General features: G+C 73.9%; 21 protein-coding genes and 2 pseudogenes. 8 read left to right on the plus strand and 15 right to left on the minus strand.

All coding sequences use genetic code 11. The annotated features are described in order from the left end of the window. Positions 1-4 precede the first annotated feature (4 nt). Together Prum_RS44245 and Prum_RS44250 are read left to right on the plus strand one after the other, a co-directional pair. The gene (locus tag Prum_RS44245; RefSeq protein WP_173085085.1) at positions 5-1,072 is read left to right on the plus strand and encodes an epoxide hydrolase family protein; all 1,068 of its coding nucleotides are present in this window, start codon (positions 5-7) and stop codon (positions 1,070-1,072) included. After that, positions 1,069-2,187 carry a winged helix DNA-binding domain-containing protein gene (locus tag Prum_RS44250; protein WP_173085087.1) on the plus strand — a complete coding sequence of 373 codons (1,119 nt, stop codon included), beginning with the start codon at positions 1,069-1,071 and terminating at the stop codon, positions 2,185-2,187. Before Prum_RS44245 ends, Prum_RS44250 begins: the two co-directional genes overlap by 4 nt. On the opposite strand, the gene Prum_RS44255 is transcribed toward Prum_RS44250, so the two are convergent. Together Prum_RS44255 and Prum_RS44260 are read right to left on the minus strand one after the other, a co-directional pair. Beyond that, positions 2,188-2,610, minus strand: coding sequence for a nitroreductase family deazaflavin-dependent oxidoreductase (locus Prum_RS44255; protein WP_173085089.1), 423 nt, complete (start codon positions 2,608-2,610; stop codon positions 2,188-2,190). Then, positions 2,607-3,587 carry a helix-turn-helix transcriptional regulator gene (locus Prum_RS44260; protein WP_173085091.1) on the minus strand — a complete coding sequence of 327 codons (981 nt, stop codon included), beginning with the start codon at positions 3,585-3,587 and terminating at the stop codon, positions 2,607-2,609. Before Prum_RS44260 ends, Prum_RS44255 begins: the two co-directional genes overlap by 4 nt. A 50-nt stretch (positions 3,588-3,637) precedes the next feature. On the opposite strand from Prum_RS44260, the gene Prum_RS44265 reads away from it, so the two are divergent. Next, positions 3,638-4,606 (plus strand): tyrosine-type recombinase/integrase, encoded by a 969-nt coding sequence (locus Prum_RS44265; RefSeq protein ID WP_173085093.1) that lies wholly within the window; start codon positions 3,638-3,640, stop codon positions 4,604-4,606. On the opposite strand, the pseudogene Prum_RS53070 reads toward Prum_RS44265, so the two are convergent. The 5 genes and pseudogenes from Prum_RS53070 to Prum_RS44290 all read right to left on the minus strand — a co-directional run bounded on the left by Prum_RS53070 (position 4,592) and on the right by Prum_RS44290 (position 9,360). Then, positions 4,592-5,427 (minus strand): annotated as a pseudogene (locus Prum_RS53070) (TIGR03619 family F420-dependent LLM class oxidoreductase). The gene Prum_RS44265 and the pseudogene Prum_RS53070 sit on opposite strands and share 15 nt — an antisense overlap. Positions 5,428-5,564: 137 nt before the next feature. Further along, positions 5,565-6,746: an acyl-CoA dehydrogenase family protein gene (locus Prum_RS44275; RefSeq protein WP_173085095.1), complete on the minus strand. Its 1,182-nt coding sequence runs from the start codon at positions 6,744-6,746 to the stop codon at positions 5,565-5,567. After that, the gene (locus Prum_RS44280; protein WP_173085097.1) at positions 6,686-7,219 is read right to left on the minus strand and encodes a hypothetical protein; all 534 of its coding nucleotides are present in this window, start codon (positions 7,217-7,219) and stop codon (positions 6,686-6,688) included. Before Prum_RS44280 ends, Prum_RS44275 begins: the two co-directional genes overlap by 61 nt. A gap of 15 nt (positions 7,220-7,234) precedes the next feature. Beyond that, positions 7,235-8,596 (minus strand): MFS transporter, encoded by a 1,362-nt coding sequence (locus tag Prum_RS44285; protein ID WP_246278743.1) that lies wholly within the window; start codon positions 8,594-8,596, stop codon positions 7,235-7,237. Next, complete coding sequence (locus Prum_RS44290) at positions 8,593-9,360, minus strand: glycerophosphodiester phosphodiesterase family protein (protein ID WP_246278744.1); 768 nt, start codon at positions 9,358-9,360, stop codon at positions 8,593-8,595. The genes Prum_RS44285 and Prum_RS44290 overlap by 4 nt, the downstream gene beginning before the upstream one ends. Positions 9,361-9,483: 123 nt before the next feature. Here Prum_RS44290 and Prum_RS44295 point away from each other — a divergent pair, with 123 nt between their 5' ends. Next, entirely contained in the window at positions 9,484-10,875 is a 1,392-nt protein-coding gene (locus tag Prum_RS44295) for an Hsp70 family protein (RefSeq protein ID WP_173085103.1), read from the plus strand. 24 nt (positions 10,876-10,899) lie between these two features. Here Prum_RS44295 and Prum_RS44300 read toward each other — a convergent pair whose 3' ends face one another. From Prum_RS44300 to Prum_RS44330, 7 genes are all read right to left on the minus strand, one after another. Next, a complete protein-coding gene (locus tag Prum_RS44300; RefSeq protein ID WP_173085105.1) occupies positions 10,900-11,481 on the minus strand; it encodes a dihydrofolate reductase family protein in 582 nt (193 codons plus the stop codon). Between the two features lie 66 nt (positions 11,482-11,547). Further along, positions 11,548-12,387 carry a helix-turn-helix domain-containing protein gene (locus tag Prum_RS44305; RefSeq protein WP_246278745.1) on the minus strand — a complete coding sequence of 280 codons (840 nt, stop codon included), beginning with the start codon at positions 12,385-12,387 and terminating at the stop codon, positions 11,548-11,550. 108 nt (positions 12,388-12,495) lie between these two features. Next, the gene (locus Prum_RS44310) at positions 12,496-12,879 is read right to left on the minus strand and encodes a hypothetical protein (protein WP_173085107.1); all 384 of its coding nucleotides are present in this window, start codon (positions 12,877-12,879) and stop codon (positions 12,496-12,498) included. Next, positions 12,876-13,055, minus strand: a complete 180-nt coding sequence (locus Prum_RS44315; protein ID WP_173084844.1) for a hypothetical protein — start codon at positions 13,053-13,055, stop codon at positions 12,876-12,878. Before Prum_RS44315 ends, Prum_RS44310 begins: the two co-directional genes overlap by 4 nt. 110 nt (positions 13,056-13,165) lie before the next feature. After that, a complete protein-coding gene (locus Prum_RS44320) occupies positions 13,166-13,753 on the minus strand; it encodes a hypothetical protein (RefSeq protein WP_173085109.1) in 588 nt (195 codons plus the stop codon). 1,240 nt (positions 13,754-14,993) lie between these two features. After that, complete coding sequence (locus Prum_RS53080) at positions 14,994-15,614, minus strand: dynamin family protein (protein ID WP_246278746.1); 621 nt, start codon at positions 15,612-15,614, stop codon at positions 14,994-14,996. Further along, positions 15,611-17,053 (minus strand): dynamin family protein, encoded by a 1,443-nt coding sequence (locus Prum_RS44330; protein WP_246278747.1) that lies wholly within the window; start codon positions 17,051-17,053, stop codon positions 15,611-15,613. Before Prum_RS44330 ends, Prum_RS53080 begins: the two co-directional genes overlap by 4 nt. A gap of 216 nt (positions 17,054-17,269) precedes the next feature. Between Prum_RS44330 and Prum_RS53085 the strand changes: the two genes are divergently transcribed. Genes Prum_RS53085 through Prum_RS44340 form a run of 3 tightly spaced genes read left to right on the plus strand, consistent with a single transcriptional unit; the run spans position 17,270 to position 20,333 of the window. Then, positions 17,270-18,874 (plus strand): P-loop NTPase family protein, encoded by a 1,605-nt coding sequence (locus Prum_RS53085; RefSeq protein WP_246278748.1) that lies wholly within the window; start codon positions 17,270-17,272, stop codon positions 18,872-18,874. Beyond that, a complete protein-coding gene (locus tag Prum_RS53090; RefSeq protein WP_246278749.1) occupies positions 18,862-19,794 on the plus strand; it encodes a helix-turn-helix transcriptional regulator in 933 nt (310 codons plus the stop codon). The genes Prum_RS53085 and Prum_RS53090 overlap by 13 nt, the downstream gene beginning before the upstream one ends. Beyond that, positions 19,791-20,333 carry a LuxR family transcriptional regulator gene (locus tag Prum_RS44340; protein WP_173085112.1) on the plus strand — a complete coding sequence of 181 codons (543 nt, stop codon included), beginning with the start codon at positions 19,791-19,793 and terminating at the stop codon, positions 20,331-20,333. The genes Prum_RS53090 and Prum_RS44340 overlap by 4 nt, the downstream gene beginning before the upstream one ends. Before the next feature lie 73 nt (positions 20,334-20,406). Here Prum_RS44340 and Prum_RS44345 read toward each other — a convergent pair. Further along, positions 20,407-21,149, minus strand: a pseudogene (locus Prum_RS44345) (lysophospholipid acyltransferase family protein). On the opposite strand from Prum_RS44345, the gene Prum_RS44350 reads away from it, so the two are divergent. After that, a complete protein-coding gene (locus Prum_RS44350) occupies positions 21,120-22,511 on the plus strand; it encodes a cytochrome ubiquinol oxidase subunit I (protein ID WP_173085114.1) in 1,392 nt (463 codons plus the stop codon). The pseudogene Prum_RS44345 and the gene Prum_RS44350 overlap by 30 nt on opposite strands. Position 22,512 lies beyond the last annotated feature (1 nt).

Here is a 22,512-nt window from a genome sequence, read left to right on the forward strand (position 1 = left end):
CCGCATGACGCCATTCCGCATCGAGATTCCCCAAGCCGACGTCGACGACCTGCGCGAACGGCTGGCCCGTACACGCTGGGCGGGTCAGCTGCCGGGAGACCAGTGGAGCCGCGGCGTGCCGGTGGAGCACCTGCGCGAGCTGGCCGAGTACTGGCGCACCGGGTACGACTGGCGCGCCCGGGAGGCGGAGCTGAACGCGTTCCCGCAGTTCACCACCGAGATCGACGGGCTGCGGGTGCACCTGCTGCACGTCCGCTCGGCGAACCCGGACGCGCTGCCGCTGATCCTCACCCACGGCTGGCCCAACACTTTCGTCGAGTTCGTCCGGGTCATCCCGGAACTGCTGGCGGACTTCCACGTGGTGGTGCCGTCGGTGCCCGGGTTCGGGTTCTCCCAGGCGCCGGAGGCCGGCTTCAGCGTCAACAAGGTGGCCCGGATGTGGGCGGAGTTGATGCGCCGCCTCGGCTACGACCGGTACGGCACCCAGGGCGGCGACTTCGGCGCGTACGTGGCCCCGGAGGTGGCGGTGGTGGATCCTGAGCACGTGGTCGGCGTGCACATCGACGGTGGCCTGGGCTTCCCGACGGAGGCGGACGTGGCCGACATGACGGCGAACGAGAAGGCCGAGTACGAGGTGATCATGGGCTGGGCCGGCGCCGGCGTGGACCACCACGCGCTGCTGCGGGCCGCGCCGCAGACCATGGCGTACGGCTGGCACGACTCGCCGGCCGCCGCGCTGGCCTGGCACGCCCAGAAGTTCCACGACTTCTTCGACGTGGTCGACCGGGACCTGTTCCTGACCAACCTGAGCGTGTACTGGTTCACCGGCACCTTCGGCACCTCGTCCTGGCCGATGTACGACACCACGCACACCACCTGGCCGCAGGGCCAGGCCCGGGTGCCCAGCGGCGTCTACGGCGGCGGCCCGGCGCTGTTCCGCCGCCTGGCCGACAAGCACAACACGATCGTGCACTGGCCGGAAGGCAACCCGGGCGGGCACTTCGTGGCCATGGAGGAGCCGGTGGCGCACGCCGCCGACATCAAGGCGTTCTTCGGCAAGGTGCTCGCATGACCTGGGACCTGGTGTGCGCGCGGCGGCTGGAGCGGCACCGGCTCGCGACCCCGGCCAGCGCCGACCGGCTCGCCGACGTGGTGGGCGCGATGTGTGGGGCGCACGCCCAGGTGATGTCCGCCGCCGAGGTGTCCGTCGGCATCCGGGTCGCGGGCGTCACCCGTACCCAGGTCAGGCAGGCCCTGTGGGTGGACCGCACGCTGGTCAAGACCCGCGGGCCGCGCGGCACCGTCCATCTGCTGCCCGCCGCGGACCTGCCGATGTGGACCGGTGCGCTGTCCGCGCTGCCGGCGCCCGCGTACGAGTCGGCGCTGCTCAAGCCCGACCAGGTCGATGAGGTGGTGGCGGCCGTGGGCGGCGCGCTGGCCGACGCCGAGCTGACCAGGCAGGAGCTGACCGCGGCCGTGGTGGCGGGCACCGGGCCGTGGGCCGGCGACAAGGTCGTGGAGATGTTCGGCGGCGAGAAGTGGCCGCGCTGGACCGCCGCGATGGCGGCCGCGTCCCAGCGCGGCGCGATGTGCTTCGGCCCCGAGCGCGGCCGCCAGACCACCTACACCAGCCCCGCGCGCTGGCTGCCGGGCTTCCGCCCGATGGACACCGACGCCGCGCTGTCCGCGCTGGTCCAGCGCTATTTGCACGGGTACGGGCCGGCGCAGCCCGCGCATTTCGCGAAGTGGCTGGCGATCTCGCCGAAGTGGGCGGAGCGCCTGTTCGCCTCCCTGGACCTGGAGCGGGTCGACGGCGGCTGGGTGAACGCCGGCGACGCCGACCTGCCGGACGCCCCGGCGGGCGGGGTGCGGCTGCTGCCCTACTTCGACGCGTACGGGGTCGGCTGCCACCCGCGCGAGCTGGTGTTTCCCGGCCGGGCCGGCACCCGGGCGCTGGCCCGCGGGCAGGCCGGCAACTTCCCGGTGCTGCTGGTCGGCGGCACCGTCGCCGGGGTGTGGCACCAGCGCCGGGCGGGGCGGCGGATCCACGTCACCGTGGAGGCGTTCGGCACGCTGAGCGCGGCCCGGCGGCGGGCGCTGCAGGAGCAGGTCGAGCGGGTGGGGGAGATCCTGGAGGGCACACCGTCGCTGACCCTCGGCGAGGTGACCGCCGGCCCGCACGCCTGACTACGCGGCGTACGTCCGTTCCAGCAGCACCACCGGGATGGTGCGGCCGGCCTTGGCCTGGTGGTCGGCGAAGAACGGGTACCGGTCGACCACCCAGGCGAAGATCCGGTCCCGGTTCTCGCCGCGCGGCACGGCGGCCCGCGCGGCGTACGCCTCGCCCTCGAACTCGACGGTGACTCGCGGGTCGGCCACCAGGTTGCGGTACCAGTCCGGATGCTTCGGGGCACCCGCGTTGGAGGCGACCACCAGCAGCCGGTCGTCGTACCGGATGGCCATCATCGGCGTCGTACGCGGCTGGCCCGTACGGGCGCCGGTGGTGGTGAGCAGCAGCAGCGACCGGCCCTGCGGCGCGGTGCCGCCGTTGGCCCGGAACTGGGCGATCAGTGCCTCGTTGTGTGCCTTCATGTCGGTAGGGAGCGTCATGTCCCCTCCAGGTAGGTTGTCCGTAGCCCCCGCGCCGTCTCCGTGAACAGTGCCCGCAACTCCGGCGGCCCAAGCACCTCCACCTCGGCGCCGAGCTTGAGCAGCTCCATGTGCCCGTGCACCGCCGACTCGATCGGCACGGTCGTGCGCAGCCAGCCGGCCGCGTCGGGCGGCCCGGCGCCGGCGGTCGCCGCCCGGGACATGCCAGGCGGGAAGATGAACGGCATCCGGGCCAGCGCCGCCACCGTCATGCGCACCTCGGCGACCGCGGCGTAGAGGTTGTCCTCGTACCGCTGGGCCCACTCCTGCCAGAACTCGGCCAGGTCGAAGCCCGCCGGCCGGCCGAACCCCTCCTCGAGCGGGTCCACCGCCAGGAAGTTGCTGACCCGGTACGCGGTGACCCGCTCCTTGGCCCTGGCGACCAGGTACCAGCGGCCGGCCTTGAGTACCACGCCGAGCGGGGCGAGCGTGCGGGTCACCTCCCGCGGCGCCTTCCACCGCAGGTAGCGGGCCTGCACGAGGCGCTCGTTCCACACCGCGTCGGCCAGCACGGCCAGGTGCGGGGTGTGCTCGTCGCGGCGGAACCAGCCGGGCGCGTCCAGGTGGAAACGGTCCCGGATGCGCCCGGCCCGCGCGCCCAACTCGGTGGGTAGCGACGCGCGCAGCTTCAGCTCCGCCGCCGTCAGCACCGCGCCCAGGCCCAGCTCGGCGACCGGGCCGGGCACACCGGACAGGAAGAGCGTCTCGGCCTCGTCGACGGTCAGCCCGGTCAGCCGGGTGCGGTAGCCGTCCAGCAGCTGGTAGCCGCCGGTGGGGCCGCGGTCGGCGTACACCGGCACGCCCGCGGCGCCCAGCGACTCGACGTCCCGGTAGATGGTGCGCACCGACACCTCGAGCTCGTCCGACAGCTCCTGCGCGGTCATCCGGCCGCGGGTCTGCAGGAGCAGCAGCAGGGACAGCAGGCGGCTCGCTCGCACGCCGCCGAACCTACCGCCGATACCTGACCGGGTGTGTCAGGATCTTCCCCATGCATCCGGCTGTCCCGGCGTCCGCTCTGCCCGCTGTGGGGGACGGTGTCGACTTCACCGAGGCGTGGCTGCGCAACCGGCGGCTGTCCGAGCACACCCGGGACGCGTACCGGCGGGACATCGCCGGCTACCTGGCCTGGTGCGCCGGCCGCGGCCTCGACCCGCTGCGCGCCACGTTCCTGGACGTCAACGCGTACGGCCGGGACCTGGAGAGCACCGTCGAACCGCGCGGCGGGCGCCCGCTGACCGTGGCCACCGTCGCCCGCAAGCTGTCCGCGCTGTCCAGCTGGTACGCCTTCCTGGCCAAGCTGCGCGCCGTCGAGGCCAACCCGGTCTCCGCCGCCGACCGGCCCAAGGTGGCCCGCGACCACTCCGCCACCGTCGGCCTGACCCCGGCCGAGGTCGACACGCTGCTGGCCGCCGCCGACGCCGACACCGGCCCGCTCGCCGCCCGCAACCGCGCCGCGCTCACCTTCCTGGCCGACCTGGGGCTGCGCGTCGGCGAACTGGTCTCGCTCAACCTCGACGACATCGGGTACGAGCGCGGCCACCGCAGCGTGCGCTTCGTCGGCAAGGGCGGCAAGCCGCGCCGCCGGGCCCTGACCCCGGGTACGTCGGCCGCCCTCGACGCGTACCTGGCCACCCGCCCGGACGCGGACGCCGCGGCCGCCCTGTTCGTCACCGCCAGCGGCGCCCGCCTCGACCGGCACGCGATGTTCCGCCTGGTCCGCCGGTACGCCCAGCAGGCCCGCATCCCCGCCTGGGCCAAGCTGTCCCCGCACTCGCTGCGGCACGCCTTCGCCACCGCCGCCCGCGCCGAAGGCGTACCGCTGGAGGACGTCCAGGACGCCATGGGTCACGCCGACCCGCGGACCACCCGCCGCTACGACCGGGACCGCCACAACCTGGACCGCGACCCGGCGTACACCCTCTGGGCCGCCCGCGCCCGCCGGCTATCGGGGCGCTAGCGCCTCCAGAACCTCCTCGGCGCGGGCCATGGACGCCGCCGGGTCGGCATCCGGGGAGGCGATCTGCTCGTCGAAGTTCAGGTCGACGAACAGCTCCGTGACGCCCTGCTGCGCGATCACGTCGAAGTCGGCCCGGATCTTATCGAGGGTGCCGGTCAGCAGCCGCTGCTCCGGATCGCCCGCCGGGCGTACCCGTACCGAGCCGCGGGCCACGAAGCGCAGCACGTCCGGGTCCCGGCCGGCCCGCTGCGCGGCGCCGCGGGCGACCGCCACCGCCTCGCCGAACGTGGCCAGGTCGGCGCGGCTGCCGCTGATCCACCCGTCCGCGACCCGCCCCACCCGGCGCAACGCCGCCGGCGCCGTGCCGCCGAGCAGGATCGGCGGGTACGGCCGCTGCACCGGCCGGGGGTCCATCCGTACCCGGGTGCCGGCGTAGTCCACATCCTCTGTCCACAGGGTGCGGATGGCGGCGACGGCCTGCTCGACCCGCCGGCCCCGGTGCGCCGGGTCGGCGCCCACCGCGGCGAACTCCTCGGCCGACCAGCCGGCGCCCAACCCCACGTCGAGCCGGCCCCGGACACCACGTCGACGGAGGCCAACTGCTTGGCCAGGATCACCGGCGCCACGAACGGGGCGTTGAGCACCGCCACGCCCAGCCGTACCCGGGAGGTGTGGGCGGCCAGGTACGCCATGGTCACGATCGGGTCGTGGACGCTGCGGTACATCTCGCCCCAGTGGCCGTCCGCCGGGGACACCAGCCGCTGAAACGTCCACAGCGACTCGTAGCCGAGCTCCTCGGCCCGCCGGGCGACGCGGACCATGTTGTCCGGCGTGGCCCAGGAGCCGGACACGGGCGCGCCAAATCCGATCCGCACCCGCCCCAGGCTACGCCCAGGCGTTAGGAGGGGGCCCTTCCTATGCAGAATGCGTTAATAGGGTGCCCTTCCTTGCACTGAGGTCAGGCGAGGGTGTCTAGGGCGTGGTGGGCGTCGACGGCGACGTCCTCGTGGCGGAGCCAGCGGCGGGTCCAGAGCCGGGCGGCCGCCTCGGACTGCTCGTCCCCGCAGGTGGCGTGCTCGACCAGCAGGGCGGCCGCCAGGGCGTACCCCATGCGCAAGGCCAGCCCGCGTGCCCCGGCGACGACGCCGGCGGCGGCCGGGTCCTCCTGGGCCGTGGCGAGCTCTTCGCGCAGCGCGGTGGCCGCGGTGGCGATGGTCTGCGCGAGCGACGGGGACAGTCCGCGGGCGGTGCCGAGGGCCGCGTCCAGGCGGGCGAGCAGCGGGGTGGCCGCGTCGTCCCGTACGACGGCGCGCAGCGCGTCCAGGGCCAGCACGTTGGTGGTGCCCTCCCAGATCGGCAGGACCTGGGCGTCGCGCAGCAGCCGGGGCACGCCGGTGTCCTCGACGTAGCCGGCGCCGCCGAAGCTTTCCACGTATTCGCTGGCGGAGGCCACGGCGAGCCGGCCGGTGACGAGCTTGGCGAGCGGGGCGACGATGCGCAGTTCGGCGGCGGCGTACGGGTCGGCGCCCACCTCGACGCGGCCGAGCAGCTCGAACGCGTGCGCGGCCAGGGCGAACGCGCCGGCCGCGTCGACGGCGAGGGTGCCGAGGGTGGCCCGGTGCAGCGGCGAGTCGGCGAGCAGCCCACCGGCGACCCGGCGCTGGGCGGCGAACGCCAGCGCGTACGCCAGGCCGCGGCGCATGCCCCCGGCGGCGGCCGCGGCGTTGTGCACGCGGGTGACCACGACGAGGGTCATCGCGCGGGTCAGGCCGGGCCGGGTGGGGTCGCCGAGCGGCTCGGCGTGCGCGTCGCGCAGCCCGATCTCGGCGGTGGGCAGCGCCCGGGTGCCGAGCTTGTCCTTCAGGCGGTGGACGCGGACCCCTTCCTGGTGACGGGGGATCAGGAACGGCGCGAGCACGCGGCTGCCCGGACCCGCGTCGACCGGTCGGGCCAGCGCGATCCCGATCGCCGAGTCGGCGGCCGAGCAGAACCACTTCTCGCCGGCCAGCCGCCAGCCACCGTCCTCATAGGAGGCCACAGTGGACGAGCGGGACAGGTCGGAGCCGCCCTGCGACTCGGTCATCCACTGGCCGCTGGTGATCGCCTCGTCCGGGTCGGTGGACACCAGTGGGGCAGCCATCGCGCGCGGACCGACGGGTCCACCTCGGGCCGGGACAGCAGCGCGGCGGCGCCGTCCGCCATCGCCACCGGGCAGGAGAAGGTGGCCGACTCCGGCCCGTACAGGTGCAGGAGGGCGTGCTGCACGACCCGCGCCGCGGCGCCCCAGGTGCCGCGGGCCTCGGCCAGGTACGGCAGGGCCACCACCGCGTGCCGGGCGGCGGCCGCGCGCTGGACCTGCCAGCCCGCCGACGTGTCGATCCGGTCCACCCGGGCCCCCCACGGGTCGTACCGCACCAGGGTCGGCGGGTGCGCCTCGGCGTCGGCGTGCGCGGCGCGCAGCGGCCCGGCGACGTCGGCGGCCAGCGTGGCCAGGCGGTCCTTGGCGGCGGCGTGGCCGGCCGGGCCGAGCACGCGTTCGAGCCACGCGCGCAGCAGGGGGTCACCGGCGTACGGGTCGGCGGGGGGCGGCACCGCCTGCACGAAACGCTCCATGAGCGACCCTAACGCTTACAGCACCCGCGGCGGTGTGTTGCCGGCCGCCACGATGGCCCGCCGCATCGGCACCATCAACAGCAGCACGAAACCGACGACGAAGAAGATGAGCAGCGCGAAAATGCCGGTGCGGTAGCTGTTGGTCACCTGGTTGACGATGCCGAACAGCAGCGGCCCGAGCCAGCTGGTGCCCTTGTCGCTGATCTCGTAGAAGCCGTAGAACTCGCCCTCCTTGCCCTTCGGGATCAGCTGGCTGTACAGGGATCGGCTCAGCGCCTGGCTGCCGCCCAGCACGATGCCGATGCACGCGCCCAGGATCATGAACGGCACCGGCGCCTCCGCGGGCAGCTGGAACGCGGCCACGATCACCCCGGTCCACAGCACCAGGCTGATCAGCACGGTCTTCCAGGCGCCGATCCGCTCGGCCACCTTGCCCAGCATCAGCGCGCCGCCGAAGCCGAGGAACTGCACGATCAGGATCGTGATGATCAGCGTGTTGGTGGAGAGGTTCAGCTCCTCGCTGCCGAACTGGCTGGCCAGCGCGATCACCGTCTGGATGCCGTCGTTGTAGATCAGGAACGCGAGCAGGAAGAACAGCGTCAACGGGTACGCCTTGAGCCCGCGCACGGTGCGCCACAGCTGCCGGAACCCGTCGGTCAGCACGCTGCCGCCCGTGCTGGGGTGGTCGGTGGCCGGGTGTTCGCGCAGCCAGCGCAGCGGCACCAGGGTGAACCCCGCCCACCACACGCCGGCGGACACGATGCACCAGCGGGCGATGTCCAGGGTGCGCTGGTCGTCGTCGGCGATGCCGAACATCTGCACCGCCACCAGGTTGAGCGCGAGCAGCACGAACCCGCCCAGGTAGCCCAGCGCCCAGCCGCGGCTGGAGATCCGGTCCCGCTCGTCCGGCCCGCCCAGCTGCGGCAGGAACGAGTGGTAGACCACGATGCTCGCGCCGAACGCGATGTTCGCGATCAGGAACAGCACGCCGCCGAGCAGGTAGCGCTCGCCGGTCACGAACGCCATCGCGATCGTCGCGGCCGCCCCGATGAACGCCGCCCCGGCCATCAGCCGCTTCTTGTGCGCCGACCGGTCGGCGACCGCACCCATCACCGGCAGCACGAACACGGTCAGGAACACCGACAGCGAGACCAGGTACGGGAAGTAGGAGCCGGCGGCCACGGTGATGCCGAACGGGTGCACGTCGCGGTCGCAGTCCTCGGCGCCCAGCGCGCAGCCCGCGGCCTGCTCGGTGACCGCGGTCAGGAACGGCCCCAGGAAGACCGTCACCACGGTGGTGGAGAACGCCGAGTTGGCCCAGTCGTAGAAGTACCAGCCGGTCCGCTCGTTGCGGGTGCTGGTCGCGATAGTCGTCACTCGGCCCCTTCGTGCCACACGCCCCGTTGGACATAGACGTCGCGTAACACGTCGACGCGATCGGTCATGATGCCATCAACCCCAAGATCAAGTAACTCGTGCATTTCGGCGGGGTTGTCGATCGTCCACACGTGCACCTGCAGGCCGAGCTTGTGGGCGTGCGCCACGAACCGGCGGTCGACCACCCGCATCCGGCCGTACCGGACCGGGACCTGCGCCGCCACCGCCGACGCCGGCAGCATCAGCCGCCGCCCGGTCAGCGACGCCACGCGCAGCCGGGCCACCGCCCGCATGCCCAGCGACGTGGCCACGTCCGGTCCGGCGAGGGTACGCAGGCGGGCCAGCCGGGCGTCGCTGAACGAGGCCAGCAGCACCCGTCCACCCGCGCCCGCGCGGCGCACCGTCTCGACCGTGGGCGCGATGCCGGTGTCGGCCTTCACGTCGATGTTGAACCGCACCCGCGGCCACGCCGCCAGGACCTCGTCCAGCCGGGGTACGGCGGCCGCCCCGCCCACCCGCACGGTCGAAAGGTCCGCCCAGCGCATCCGGTCGATCCGCCCGGCCTGCCCGGCCACCCGGTCCAGGGTCGGGTCGTGGAACACCACCGCCACCCCGTCCGAGGTGGCGTGCACGTCGGTCTCGACGTACCGGTAGCCGAGGCCGACCGCCCGCGCGAACGCCTCGGCGGTGTTCTCGTCGCCCTCCGCGGCGCCACCGCGATGCGCGAACGCCAACGGCACCGGCGAGTCCAGGTACGTCGTCACCGAGTCTGCCTTTCGTTCGCGACTGCGGGGCTCGCCCGCGGCGGGCTGCGGGCCGTCGAAGCTCACTCCTCGCGCTTCACCGCCCGCAGTATGCATGGGACGGGCGACGGTAGGGTGACGGCCATGCGGGTGCTCGGCATCGACTTCGGCACGTCGAACACGGTCGCGATGGTCCGCGCCGCCGACGGGCGGGCCCGGCCGTTGCTGTTCGACGGTTCGCCGCTGCTGCCGTCCGCCGTCTACCTGAACCCGGACGGGCGGCTGCTGGTCGGCCGCGACGCGGAACGCTCCGCCCGCCTGGACCCGGCCCGGTTCGAGCCCAACCCGAAGCGGCGCGTCGACGACGGCGTGGTGCTGCTCGGCGAGCAGGAGCTGTCGGTGCCGCAGGTGATCGCCGCGGTGCTGCGCTACATCGGCGCCGAGGCGCAGCGGCACCTGGGCGGGGCGTGTGAGGAACTGCGGATGACCCACCCGGCCCGGTGGGGCGAGCGGCGCCGCGCGGTGCTGGTCGAGTCGGCGCGCGCGGCCGGGCTGCCCACCCCGCGGCTGGTCGTCGAGCCGGTCGCCGCGGCGTCGTACTACACCGCGGTGCTCGGCAGCGCCATGCCGGTGGGGCGCGCGCTGGCGATCTACGACCTGGGCGGCGGCACGTTCGACGCGACGGTGGTACGGCGTACCCCGACGGGTTTCGACGTGCTCGCCGAGTTCGGCCTGTCCGACCTGGGCGGCCTGGACTTCGACCAGGCGCTCGTGGAGCACCTCGGCCGCGGCTACTCCGACAGCCGCACCACCTTGTGGAACAGCCTGGTCAGCCCGGCCGACCCGGGGCAGCGCCGCCAGCGTGCCCTGCTGTACGACGACGTGCGCGGCGCCAAGGAGATGCTGTCCCGTACGACCAGCGCGGACGTGCACCTGCCCGCCCTGGACATCTCCGCGCACATCACCCGGGACGAGTTCGACGCGCTGATCCGGCGGTACCTGATACAGACCGTGCACTGCCTGGCCCAGACCATCACCGCGGCCCGGCTGGCCCCATCCGACCTGGTCGGCATCTTCCTGGTCGGCGGCTCCAGCCGGATCCCGCTCGCGGCGCACCTGCTGCACACCGAGCTCGGCGTCGCACCGACCACACTGGAGCAGCCGGAGACGGTGGTCGCCGAGGGCGCGCTGTTCTTCGGCGGGCCGGCCGCGGCGGCCGGGCCGGTGCACTCCGGCGTGCCCCGCCCGGTGGCCCCGCAGTCCCGCCAGCCCACCGCCCCGTCCCGCCCGCCGGTGGCCCCGCCGCGCCCGCCCGTGATCGCCCGCCCGTCGGCCCCGCCGATGGCCGCCCGGCAGTCCGCGCCCCCGGTGAGCGCCACCCCGATCTCCCCGCCGCGGATCCCGGTGGCCCCGCCCCGCCCGCCGGCCATGGCCCCCCGCCGCGCCTGGTACGAGGAACCCACTCTGGTGTGGACGGTCGCCCTGGGAGCGATGGTGGCGATCGCACTCATCGTGCTGATCGTCCTCACCCTCTGATCCCTTGAGCGATCCCCGTATTGGTCAACGGCGCACCCGAAAACGCAGGTGAAGCACCCGGTTGCCCTGAATCACCACGTCAGGATCCTCCAACAGGTGCTGCGCGTCGACCGACCCGAAGTAGCGCTTGCCGGACCCGAACACGACGGGTACGACGTCCATGCGCACCTCGTCGATCAGGCCCGCGGCAAGCACCTGGCCACCGACGTCGCCAGCGGCGACCTCGACTGTGCGGTCACCGGCGAGCTCCTGCGCCTTGGCCATGGCTGCCTCGACGCCGTCGACGAAGTGGAACGGCGCCTCGGGGTCCCAGCCCTCGGGCGCCGGCCGGTGCGTCACGACGACCACGTGGTCGACCCCGCCCGGAGGCTTCCCGTCCCAGCCGTCCGTCATGTCGAAGACGTGGCGGCCGGCGATTGTCGCCCCGATCTGGTCCCAGTACGGCCGGGTGTAGTCGTAGGACGTCTGCGACACCTTCACTACGCCGCTCTCGTCCAATGGGACGTCACCGCTGGTCAACCAGTCGAACAGCGGTCCGGGCTGGTCGTTCTCGTCCGCGATGAAGCCGTCCACCGACACCGAGGCGTACATGACCACCTTGCCCACGGGGCTCTCCTCTGCTTTGGGTTGCCCTCAAATTAGCGTTTCGTGAGCTGTCGCTCTTGTAAGAAATCAATCGGCCGGCAGCGGCCAGCCGTCAAATACGTGGCCGGGATGTTCGCGCAGGAACCGCTGCCGGACTTCGACGTACCGGGTCGGCGTGAGCCCGGTGAACGCCCGGAACTCGTGGCTGAAGTGGGCCTGGTCGAAGTAGCCTGCGCCCGCGGCGAGGTCGCCCCAGTCGATCGGTCCGGCGGGGTTGATCGCGAACACGGTGGCGGTGAAGCGGTAGGTGCGGGCCAGCCGCTTCGGCGTGACGCCGATGAGCTCCTTGAACCGCTGTGCCAGATGAGTGCTGCTGACACCGGCTGCCACGCTCAGGTCGCCGATCGCCACGCCCCCGCTGGTCGCCGCGATGACCCTGCTCGTATGGCGGACCAGCCCCAGGCCGGCGGTCTCGCACAGCCGTCGCATCAGCTCCTCCTCCAGCAGCGTCAGCATCTCGTGCGGTCCGTCCGCCGTGGCCAGCCGGTCTCGCAGCTCAGCAACGGCGGGCCGGCCCCAAACCTGCTCCACCGTCACCGGCCGGTCGCACAGCTCGGCCGCGGGCATCGGCAGGAACGGCGCCAGCCCCCACGGCTTGAGGTGCACACCGACGGACCGGGTCCGGCGTGGGTAGCCGAACTCGAACGCGCGGGTGGGCATGGTGACCACGCAGCCGTCGGCGTACTCGGCCGTCTCGATGTCGGTGCTGGCGCGGATGCGGAACGGCGCCCCGAGGTTGACGATGAGCAGCGCCGACGGCGCGGGCGGCAGCGTCAGCAGGGCGTACGGCGGCGCACCCTCCAGGTAGTAGAGGTCGTCGATCAGCCCGTCCAGTGGCGGTCGCGGCACTCTGGACACGTACTCCACGCCCACAGCATCGCCGACGCCCCGCCGGCATCGCGCGCCGGGATGGTCCAGCCGCGCCGCCGCCGGCATCGAGCCGGACCGACCGAGGCGGTCAACGGTCGCGGCCCTTCAGATCGGGATGATGGGGCCGCCGCCGGCCAGGCCGCCGTAGAGGCCGGGGTGGGCGGTGAGGATGGCGCAGTCCAGGTCGATCGCGGCCAGCGCGGCCGAGGCGGCGTCCAGCCGGCCGACGATGTCGTACGTCGCCGCGAGCGCCTGCCAGCTGGCCCCGTCGTCGCCGAGCAGGACGCTGGCGCGGTGGTTGACCAGCAGGTCGAGGCGGTCGGTGTCGGCGGCGCCGCGGGTGGCTTCGACCAGGCACAGGATCGGCAGGCCGATGGCGGCGTCTTCGTCGTCGATCTCGGCGATGACCTCGCCGACGTGGATGGAGCCGCGGGTGAAGGCGACGATGGCCGACGCGTCCAGGATGATCCGGACGGGCCGGTCGCTCACGCGGCGGCGGCGGGTGGCAGGCCGACCTGCTCGCGCAGCGCCGCGCGCCGCTCCCGGGTCCACCGAGCGGCCACCTCAGCCAACTCCGCCCGCGCCCGCGCCTTACCTTCCTCGGTCACGGTAATCCCCGCCGCGGCGAGCATCGCGACCGTGTCCTCCCGAAGATCCGGCGTCATGCGCTGAGAATACCCCGCGCCCTCTCCCCGGCGGTCGATCTTGGAGTTGTCATGCCCAGATGCCCGATATGGCACCTGACAACCTCAAGATCGACGGGAATGGCGGGCGCTCACGCCTCGGGTGCCCACCAGCGGGCCAGGCTGCTGGTGGCCGGGTCCTCGGAGGCGGCCAGGGCGGTCCACGGGTCGGCGCCGGGCGGGGGTTCCTCGCCGGCGTACGCGGCCAGGTCGGTGGCCGGCGGGCCGTCCTGGTACGCGGCGTCGGGGTCGGGCAGCGGGGCCTGGCCGAGGGTGGCCGGGTCGGTCCACGGGAACCCGTCGACCGGCTCGGGGGCGTCCAGGTCGAGGGTGGGCGGGAAGACCTGCTCGGTGTACGTGTCGGCGTGCGCGTCCAGGTCGGGGTCGGCGCCGACCGGGGTGTCCTCGAGCGCGGCCTCCTGCTCGTCGAGGTCGGGCTCGCCCAGAGTCGGCTCGTCCACGTCGGACAGGTCGGGCTCGTCGGGCTCCTCCAGATCGTCCGCGAGATCCGGCCGGTCCGGCAGATCCGGAACGTCCGGAACATTCGGCAGGTCCGGAAGGTCAGGGACGTCCAGCGGCTCGTCGAAGCCGCCCAGATCAGCCGTTTCGGCCTCGGCGTCGAAGCCGTCCGGTTCGAGATCCGCGTCCTCCGGCCACTCGTCCCACTCGTGATCGGTCATGTCTGCTCCTCCGTGGGGCGTGCCGGGGCGAGGGACCGCGCCCGTACCAGAACCTCGTCGACCTGTTTGACCCGGGCCCGCAGGCCGTCGCGTTCGGCTTGCAGGACGGCCTTGCGCTTGGCCCGGCTGGCCTTGTCTTCGGCCAGCGCCTTGTCGATCTCGGCGATGTGGGCGTCGAGCTGTTGCAGCCGGCGCTCGATGGCGTCGTCCAGGGCCAGGGTCAGCGCGTACTGCAGGTCGGTGAACCGGTGCATGATCTCGTCGGACAGGGCGGCGCGGGCCTCGCCGAGCACCTCGCGCAGCCAGACCCGGGCCTGCTGCCGGTCGGTCTGTACCCGCCGGCGGTAGAGGATGAACGCCCCCGCGGCCAGGCCCAGGCCGACCCCGGCGACCGGGATGAGCAGGCTGCCGCCGATGAGCGCGCTGGCGCCGAGGGCGGAGGCGCCGGCGACCGCGCCGCGCCCGGCCATGAACGCCATTCCGCCGGCCGACATCGCGATCATCACGTTGTCGGGTCCGCCGCCGTCCCGGCGCGGCTTGGTGGCCAGCGCGTGCCGCAGGGTGGCGTTGAGCCGGCGCAGCACGAACTGCAGCTCGTGCGGCCCGAACACCTGCGCCAGGGTGCGTTCGGCGACCTTGCGGAAGCGGAACTCCAGGTCGTGCGAGAGCCGTACGGACAGGGCGTGCAGCGCCCGGTCGACCTCCTGCGGCAGGCCCTTGATCTCCTCGCCCTTGCCCTTTTCGATCTTGTTGAGGAAGTCTTCCTGCAGGGCGGTCACGTAGTTGCGCAGCCGCCCGGTGGCCTCCACCCGGGCCCGCTGGGTCTCGGTGTTCAGCGCGAGGGACCACTGCCGGGACTCGGTGCGCTTGCGGGCGGCCAGCGCGGCCCGGTCGGCCTTGGCCTTGGCCATGTCGCCCGGGTCCGGGTCGGTGGCCTTCATCCGGTCGCCGACCTGCAGGTCCAGCCGGATGAACTCGCTGCGCACCGCGCGCAGCACGTTGGTCTGGGCCAGCAGGTGGCCCTTGCCGGCCAGGTCGATCAGGGCGTGTTGCAGTTCGGCGATGCGGGACTCGCGGATCAGCTCCGGGGCGGCCTCCCTCGGCATGGTCATGGCCAGTTCGGCCAGCCGCGCCGACACCGGAAACCAGGGTGCCGACCCGAAGCGGGGCGCGTGCGCCTGCAACTGGGCCCGGTCGTCTTCCAGGATGGTCCGCCAGCCCGGGTACGCGTCGGTCTTGGTCAGCGCGAACACCACGAAGTTGACCCGCTTGCTGGCCTCGATGAGGAACTCCAGCTCCGGCTTGGCGAACGGGGCGGCGGCGTCCACCACGAACAGCAGCGCGCTGGCCCGCTCGACCGCGTCCAGGGCCACCTCGGCGTGCACCGGGTCGAGCCCGCCGGTGCCGGGGTGTCCACCATGCTCAGGTACTGCAGCAGCGGCGCGGAGTGGGTCACCTCGATGCGCCGCGGCGGCCGGGTGCCCTCCGGCAGCCGCCCGAACGGCGTGGCCCAGTCCCGCAGGTCGGCAAGGCCCAGCGGCACCGGGTCCTCCCGGCCGGGCAGCCAGGCCCGCGCGGCGTGCTCCGGGCCGTGCACGAACTCCAGGTACGCGGCGGTGGCCACCGCCGCGTCCACAGGCGACAGCGCGGGAACCCCGATGAGCGCGTTGACCAGGGAGCTCTTGCCGCGCTTGGTCTCGCCGACGACCACGATGGACGGCCGGCCCACGTCGCGGCGGCGGACCGCGTCCAGGTCGCCGGCCGCGTCCGGGTCGGCCTTGCGCAGGAACGCCAGGGAGGCGTCCACCGCGCTGGTGAGCAGCTTGGCCAGGGCGTCCGGCGACGGGGTGGGCGCGCTCATGCCGTACCCCGCATCTTCTGGCTGAGCAGGTAGAAGCCGCGGTGCGCGACCAGGGCGACCCGCGACTGGGACGGGCTGGCCCCGGCCACCGCGTACACCCGCCACCGGGTGGCCGCGTCCAGCGCGGCCTTGACCAGCTGCTCGGTGCCGGCGGTGGGCAGGTTGAGGATCCACTGCGGGTCGGTGGACAGGGCCAGGCGGGTCAGCTCCTGCTCCATCGGTTCGGGCAGCTCCACCGAGCCGGTGCTGACCAGCTGCGCCACCTCCAGCAGCCGCAGCCGGTGGTAGTCGGGCTGCTGCAGGACCCGTTCGATCGCGTCGCGCAGCAGCTCCCGGTCGGCGGGGCGTTCGGTGTGGCTGGCCACCTTCTCCAGGCTGGACAGCGCCCAGCCGGCCTTGATGGCGTCGGTGCGCCACCGGAACGCCTGGTCCAGGGTGTGCCGCAGCCGCGGGAACCCGGACGCCTGGAACAGCATCCGGACCAGGTCGCCGCTGGCCAGTTGGGGGCGGACGGCCAGCTGCGCCATGGCGAAGCCGATGCCGTACAGGTCGAGCAGGCGCAGCAGCCGCTCACGCTGCTCGCGCGGCACCGTGCACTCCCGCGACGTGAACAGGTCCACCGAGGCCATCAGCACCAGGCGTTCGGTGTTCGGCAGTTGGGCCAGCGCGCGCAGCGCCTCGCAGTCGGCGGCGGTGAGCCGGCCGGCCTCGGTGGTCTCGGCCAGCAGCCCGACCACGGGCACCACATCGGACACCACCCGGCGCAGCACCTTGGTCTGGTCGGCTGCGAGGGGCCCGGCCACCGGCCACGGGTCGGACACGCCGGCGACCAGCTTGTCCACCTTGTTGAACAGGCCGAGGGAGTTGATCGGGTTGCTGGCCAGCCGCGCCGACATGGACCGGAACGCCTCCAGGGCCTGCAGGTCGTCGTCGCGCACCGACTGGGTGAACACGTAGATGATGGCCTCCGCGCCGGAGATCGCCCCGACGGAGTCGTCGTCGATGTCGTCGTCGATCGGCGCCTCGTTGAACAGGAACCGGCGGGCGCCGGCGCTGACCGAGGTGTTCGTCGAGGACAGCCCGGGCGTGTCGACCACGGTCAGCTCGCGCAGGTGGTCGCTGGTGAGGGTGACGTCGACGTACGAGATGTCGTGGCGGGCCACGCCGAGCCGCTGCGGGATCATGCCCGACTCGTCCAGCGGCAGGCTGACCCGCGATCCGTCGCGGCGCATCACGTCGACCCGGTCGGCGGTGCCGTACCGGAACTGCGTGACGATCCGGGTGCATTCGCCCACTTCGGTAGGGGCGACCCGGCGGCCGATGAGTGCGTTCACAAGTGTCGACTTTCCGGCTTTCAGGCGGCCGGCGATGGCCACCCGGAGCGGCTCGTCCAGCCGCCTGCGCACGCCGAGTACCTGCGTCTGGGCAGGTGGGCCCACCCGTGGGCCCACCTCGTCACACAGCGCGGCTACTCGGGCGCTGAGCGGACCTGGTCCCATGACTCGTCAGCCGGCGGTACGGTCGGCGACAATGACATGGTTCCAGCGGTCGTGCTCGCTCATGGTGTTGGTGTCCCTCCTGCCGGCTCCACACTATGAATATCCTGCCGGCGCAGGATCCCATGTTCGTGCCACGGTCCCATGACGGAGGCCCACGTGCGTCACGCGCCCGCTGCCACGCGGCCCGGCGCCCTGGTCGAGGAGGCGACCGCGTTGCTGGCCGCGCCCGGCCTGGTCGTCGTCGCCGGCGGCCCCGGTAGCGGGCGCAGCACCGTGCTGACCCAGCTGGGGGCGGCGTTCCGCGGGCCGGTGTTCGCCGGCGGCGGCCTGGCCATGCTGCAGGCGGTGCCGGCGTTCGCGCTGACCCGCGCGGTCCGCGTCCGGTTGCCCGCCGCCGACCCGGCGCTGCTCGCCGAGGCCGTCCGGTCCCGGGTACGCGGCGGGCTGCTGATCCTGGACGACCTGCAGTGGGCCGACCCGGCCACCCTGTCGGCGCTGCCCCGGCTGGCGGCGCACTGCCGGATGGTGGTGGCGCTGCGCACCCCGCACCGGCTGCCCCCGGACGCGGTGCCGGCCCTGCGCGCCGCCGCGGCCGGGTGGCTGACCGTGCCGCCGCTGGACGCCCAGGCGGCCACCGAGCTGGCCCACCGGGTCGCGCCCGGCCTCGACCCGGTCGCGGTGGCCGCCGTGGTGGGCCGGGCCGGCGGCGTACCCCTGGCGGTGGAGACTTTGGCTCGGCACGCGGCCGCCCACGGCAGCCCCGGGGCCGGCGCCGTCTGGACTGAGGAGCGAAGCGACGAGGGAAGACGGCGCCTCCCAGGCCCCGGGGGCCGCGCGAGCGGAGCGAGCGCCAGCCGGCAGGGCGCGGACCTGACCGGGGAGGCGGCCCAGGTGGAGTACGCGGTGGCCGCCGCCCTGGCCGACCTGACCCGCCCGGCCCGCACCGCGATGGCCGCGCTCGGCCTGCTGGGCCGCCCGGCCACCGCCGCCGTCCTCGGCGCCGGCGTGGACGAGCTGGCCGAGGCGGGCCTGGTCACCCACCACGAGGGCGAGCTGGCGCCGGTGTCGCCGTACCTGGCCGAGGTGGCCGCCGGGCTGCTGGACCCGCCCGGCCGGGCGGCGCTGCACCGGCGGCTGGCCGGCCTCGTACCGCCGCGGGAGGCCGCCCGGCACCTGGCCGCCGCCGGCGACGGCGCCGCCGCGTACCGGGTGGCGGTCGCGGCGGCCGACCGGATGCCGACCGCGGGCGAACGCGCGGAGCTGTTGCTGCTGGCCTGTGACCTGCCCGAGGTGGACGCGGAGCCGGCGGTGCGGGTGGCCGCGGCTGGCGCGGCCCTGACCTGCGGGCGCCCGCGGGCGGCGGTCCGGGTGCTGAGCACCGCGGCGCCGCTGGGCGTGGACGCGGCGGTGCTGCGCGGCGAGGCCCTGCTGCAGGTCGGCGACGTGGCGGCGGCCCGCGCGGCGGTGGCCCCGGTGCCCGACGACGCCGCCCCGGCCGTGGTGGCGACCCGGGACCGGATCCTGCTGCTGGCCCGGCTGGCCGCCGACCCGGCGGGCGCCCCGGCCGCCGCGGCCCGGGTCGCGGCCCGGCACGGCGACCCGCCCCGCACGCCGGGCTGCGCGCCGCGCTGGCCGCGGTACGCGCCGCCGCCCGCGTCGAGGGCTGGGAGTACGGGCTGGCGTCCGCGACCGCCGCCGCCGGGGCCGCCGGTGACCTGCTGGCCGCCCGGTGGAGCGCGTGGCTGCTGGTGGAGACGCTGACCGCGGACGGGCGGCTGGCCGAGGCGGCACAGGCGGCCGGCTCGGCGGCGCAGGCGTGCGCTGCCGACCTGGCGTACAGCTGGCAGACCCGCTTCCTGGCCGCCGAGCTGTGGTGCACGGCGCTGCGCGGCGCCGAAACCGACGGCGTCGTACGCCGCGCCGGCGACCTGACCGACCGGACGCTGCCGGCCCTGGCCCGCGGGTACGCCACCGCGGCGGCCAGCCTGGTCGAGGCCGACGGCGGCCTGCTGGCCCCGGCCCGTGCCCGGCTGTCCGCGGTCGCCGCGGTGGGCCCCGTCGAGTGGGTCCGCCGGGAGGCCGCCTGGCTGGACGGGCAGCCCTCGATCGCGCTGGAGCAGCTGGTGGACGCCAGCGACTTCGTCGCCGGGCTGCACGAGATCACGTCCCGGTGGGCGGCCGCCGACCTCGGCGTGGCCCCGCCGGACCGTTCGGGACCGGCGCACGTGGCGGTCGCGGCGACGCTGGACGCGTGGAAGTCCGCGAGCGGGTTCGACCGGGCCGCCGCCGCCTGGCACGACCTCGCGGTGCGGGAGGAGGTGCGCTGCTTGCTCGCCCAGGGCATGCACGAGAGCGACCCGGCCCGCGCGGTGCCGCCGCTGCTGGCCGCCGAGCAGCTCGCCGAGCGGGCCGGCCTGGTGGTGCTGCTCGGCCGGACCCGGCGGGCGCTGCGCCGGCACGCCGTACGCCGGGACCAGCGCGGCCCGCGCGCCGGCACCGAGCTGACCGACCGGGAACGCGACGTGCTGCACCTGGTCGCCGCCGGCGAGCCGACCCGCCGCATCGCCGGCCAGTTGGGCATCTCCACCGAGACGGTGGAGACCCACATCCGGTCCGGGATGCGCAAGCTGGGCGCGCGCACCCGCACCGAGGCGGCCGCCCGGCTCGGGCAGGCGTCATGACGGCCGGGCCTCAGGAGGCGCCGCGGTACGTCGTGTCCACCTCCGCCGACGCGACCACCGTGCTGCGCCGGTTGGCCCGGGGCGGCTGGGCGACCCGGGAGGGTTTCGCGCTGGCCGAGACGGCGTGGGACATGTCCGACTCGAAGCTGGTGCTCTTCGGCAAGGTCCCGGACGTGGAGACCGTCCACCTGGCGGTGCTGGCGGCGGCGCGGGGCACCGGGGTGGTGGCGATCACCGACCCGACGGGGGAGATCGGCCGGGCCCTGATCGCCGACCTGGGCCGGATCGGCCCGGTGTTCAAGGACCCGGACGCCGAGCCGGAGCCGTCCGCCGACGAGGCGGTGGGCCAGCTCGTGCCGGAGCAGCGGGCGCTGCTGGAGCGGCTGGCCAACGGCGAGACCATCGCCGCCGCCGCGGCCGCCGAGTTCCTGTCGCTGCGCACCGCCAACCGCCGCATAGCCCAGGCCCGCGACCTCCTAGGCGTCCGCACCACCAGGGAAGCCGTGCTCGCGTATCTCCGCCAACGCGACGGCCGCTGACGGCCCCCTCCATCCCCGTTGATCAGGGAACGGCTCGGGCGGGTCGCGGCGTGTCGGGGGAGCCCGTCCCTGATCAACGCGGCGGCCCCATCGGCGGCGGGCGAGTCGGGTCGACGTGGCGGGGGAGGTCCGGCTCGTCGGGGCGCAACGGCGCCAGCGCGGCCGCGAGCGCGGCGGTGATCGCGTCGGTGGCCTGCCGGGGGGTGCCGGTGACCGGGACGGGCGGGCCGAAGTGCACCCGTACCACCGGCCGGCGCCGTAGCGAGCGGGCCAGGGCACGCGGCGCGCCGCGCGGTGCCGCGTACGGCACCAGCTCGTGCGCGCCCCACTGGGCGACCGGGACCACCGGCGCCCCGCTGGCCTGCGCCAACCGGGCCGCACCCGTCTTGCCCCGCTCCGGCCACAGCCCCGGGTCCAGGCCGATGCGCCCCTCCGGGTAGACCAGCACCGCCGCGCCGCCGGCCAGCTCCGCGGCGGCGTGGTGGAACGCCCGCGTGACCGCCGCCGTGCCGCGCGCCACCGGGATGTGCCCCTTCATGATCCAGCCGAGCCCGCGCATCCGGAACACCGCAGCGTCCGCCAGGAACACCGGCGCCACCCTCGGGTACGGCAGGCGGCCATCAGCACCACCGGGTCGACCGGGCCGATGTGGTTGGCGGCCAGGATCACCGGCCCGGCCGGCACGTCCCCGGTGACCCGCAGCCGGGCGAAGGGGGCCAGCGCGACGCGCGCCACAAACAGCAGGACCCGCCACACCGTTCTACTACGTCCCGTAGTATCGACGGTATGGACGCGCTCGACATCGCCCGCTGGCAGTTCGGTGTCACCACCGTGTACCACTTCCTGTTCGTCCCCCTCACCATCGGCCTGTCCACCCTGGTCGCCATCCTGCAGACCGCCTGGGTACGCACCGGCGACGAGCGCTACCTACGCCTGACCAAGTTCTACGGCAAGCTGTTCCTCATCAACTTCGCCATGGGCGTCGTCACCGGCATCGTGCAGGAATTCCAGTTCGGCATGAACTGGAGCGACTACTCCCGCTTCGTCGGCGACATCTTCGGCGCACCCCTGGCCATCGAGGCCCTCCTCGCGTTCTTCCTCGAATCCACCTTCCTCGGCCTATGGATCTTCGGCTGGGAACGCCTCCCACGCCGCATCCACCTCGCCTGCATCTGGATCGCCGCCATCGGCTCCACCGTCAGCGCCTACTTCATCCTCGCCGCCAACTCCTGGATGCAGAACCCGGTCGGCTACCGCCTCAACCCCGACACCGGCCGCGCCGAACTCACCGACTTCGTCGCCGTCCTCACCAACAAAGTCACCCTCGTCACGTTCCCACACACCATCGCCGGCGCCTTCCTCGTCGCCGGCGCCCTGATGACCGCCGTCGCCCTCTGGCACCTCATGCGGCACGGCACCGAAGCCTTCCGGCCCGCCCTCAAACTCGGCGCCTGGACCACCCTGCTGGCCGCCGCCGCCGTCGCCATCAGCGGCGACACCCAAGGCAAAATCATGACCGAGGTGCAGCCCATGAAGATGGCCGCCGCCGAAGCCCTCTACCAGACCGAGCAGCCCGCCTCGTTCTCCATCTTCACCATCGGCACCCTCGACGGCAGCAAAGAGGTCTACGCCCTCAAAATCCCGTACCTGCTGTCCTGGCTCGGCACCGGCGACGTCAACGGCACCGTCCACGGCATCAACGACCTACAAGCCCAATACACCGCCGAGTACGGCCCCGGCGACTACAGCCCCACCATCCCGGTCACCTACTGGAGCTTCCGCCTCATGATCGGGCTCGGCATGCTCGCCGCCGCCCTCGCCCTGCTCGCCCTGTGGGCCCAACGCCGCGGCCGCACCCCCACCTCACGCTGGCTGCTGCGCGCCACCTTCGCCCTACCCCTGCTGCCACTGTTCGCGAACATCTTCGGCTGGGTCTTCACCGAGATGGGCCGCCAACCCTGGCTCGTGTTCGGCGAGATGCTCACCCGCGACGGCGTCTCCCGCAGCGTCTCCCTGACCGAGGTACTGACCTCCTTCACCGGCTTCACCCTCCTGTACGCCGCGCTCGCCGTCATCGAGGTCAAACTCCTGCTCAAATACGCCCGCGCCGGGTTGCCGGACGTGGCACCACCCGCCTCGACCGACGACGAGGACCGCCCGCTCGCCTTCGCCTACTAAG

Origin of the sequence: Phytohabitans rumicis, assembly GCF_011764445.1 — a bacterium.
GTDB lineage: Bacteria > Actinomycetota > Actinomycetes > Mycobacteriales > Micromonosporaceae > Phytohabitans > Phytohabitans rumicis.

Excerpts from the sequence above, each read along its gene's own strand:
- Prum_RS44245 (WP_173085085.1), top strand. The coding sequence starts at position 5 with ATGACGCCATTCCGCATCGAGATTCCCCAAGCCGACGTCGACGACCTG.
- Prum_RS44250 (WP_173085087.1), top strand. The coding sequence starts at position 1,069 with ATGACCTGGGACCTGGTGTGCGCGCGGCGGCTGGAGCGGCACCGGCTC.
- Prum_RS44255 (WP_173085089.1), bottom strand. The coding sequence starts at position 2,610 with ATGACGCTCCCTACCGACATGAAGGCACACAACGAGGCACTGATCGCC.
- Prum_RS44265 (WP_173085093.1), top strand. The coding sequence starts at position 3,638 with ATGCATCCGGCTGTCCCGGCGTCCGCTCTGCCCGCTGTGGGGGACGGT.
- Prum_RS44275 (WP_173085095.1), bottom strand. The coding sequence starts at position 6,746 with ATGGCTGCCCCACTGGTGTCCACCGACCCGGACGAGGCGATCACCAGC.
- Prum_RS44280 (WP_173085097.1), bottom strand. The coding sequence starts at position 7,219 with ATGGAGCGTTTCGTGCAGGCGGTGCCGCCCCCCGCCGACCCGTACGCC.
- Prum_RS44295 (WP_173085103.1), top strand. The coding sequence starts at position 9,484 with ATGCGGGTGCTCGGCATCGACTTCGGCACGTCGAACACGGTCGCGATG.
- Prum_RS44315 (WP_173084844.1), bottom strand. The coding sequence starts at position 13,055 with ATGACGCCGGATCTTCGGGAGGACACGGTCGCGATGCTCGCCGCGGCG.
- Prum_RS44320 (WP_173085109.1), bottom strand. The coding sequence starts at position 13,753 with ATGACCGATCACGAGTGGGACGAGTGGCCGGAGGACGCGGATCTCGAA.
- Prum_RS53080 (WP_246278746.1), bottom strand. The coding sequence starts at position 15,614 with ATGAGCGCGCCCACCCCGTCGCCGGACGCCCTGGCCAAGCTGCTCACC.
- Prum_RS44340 (WP_173085112.1), top strand. The coding sequence starts at position 19,791 with ATGACGGCCGGGCCTCAGGAGGCGCCGCGGTACGTCGTGTCCACCTCC.
- Prum_RS44350 (WP_173085114.1), top strand. The coding sequence starts at position 21,120 with ATGGACGCGCTCGACATCGCCCGCTGGCAGTTCGGTGTCACCACCGTG.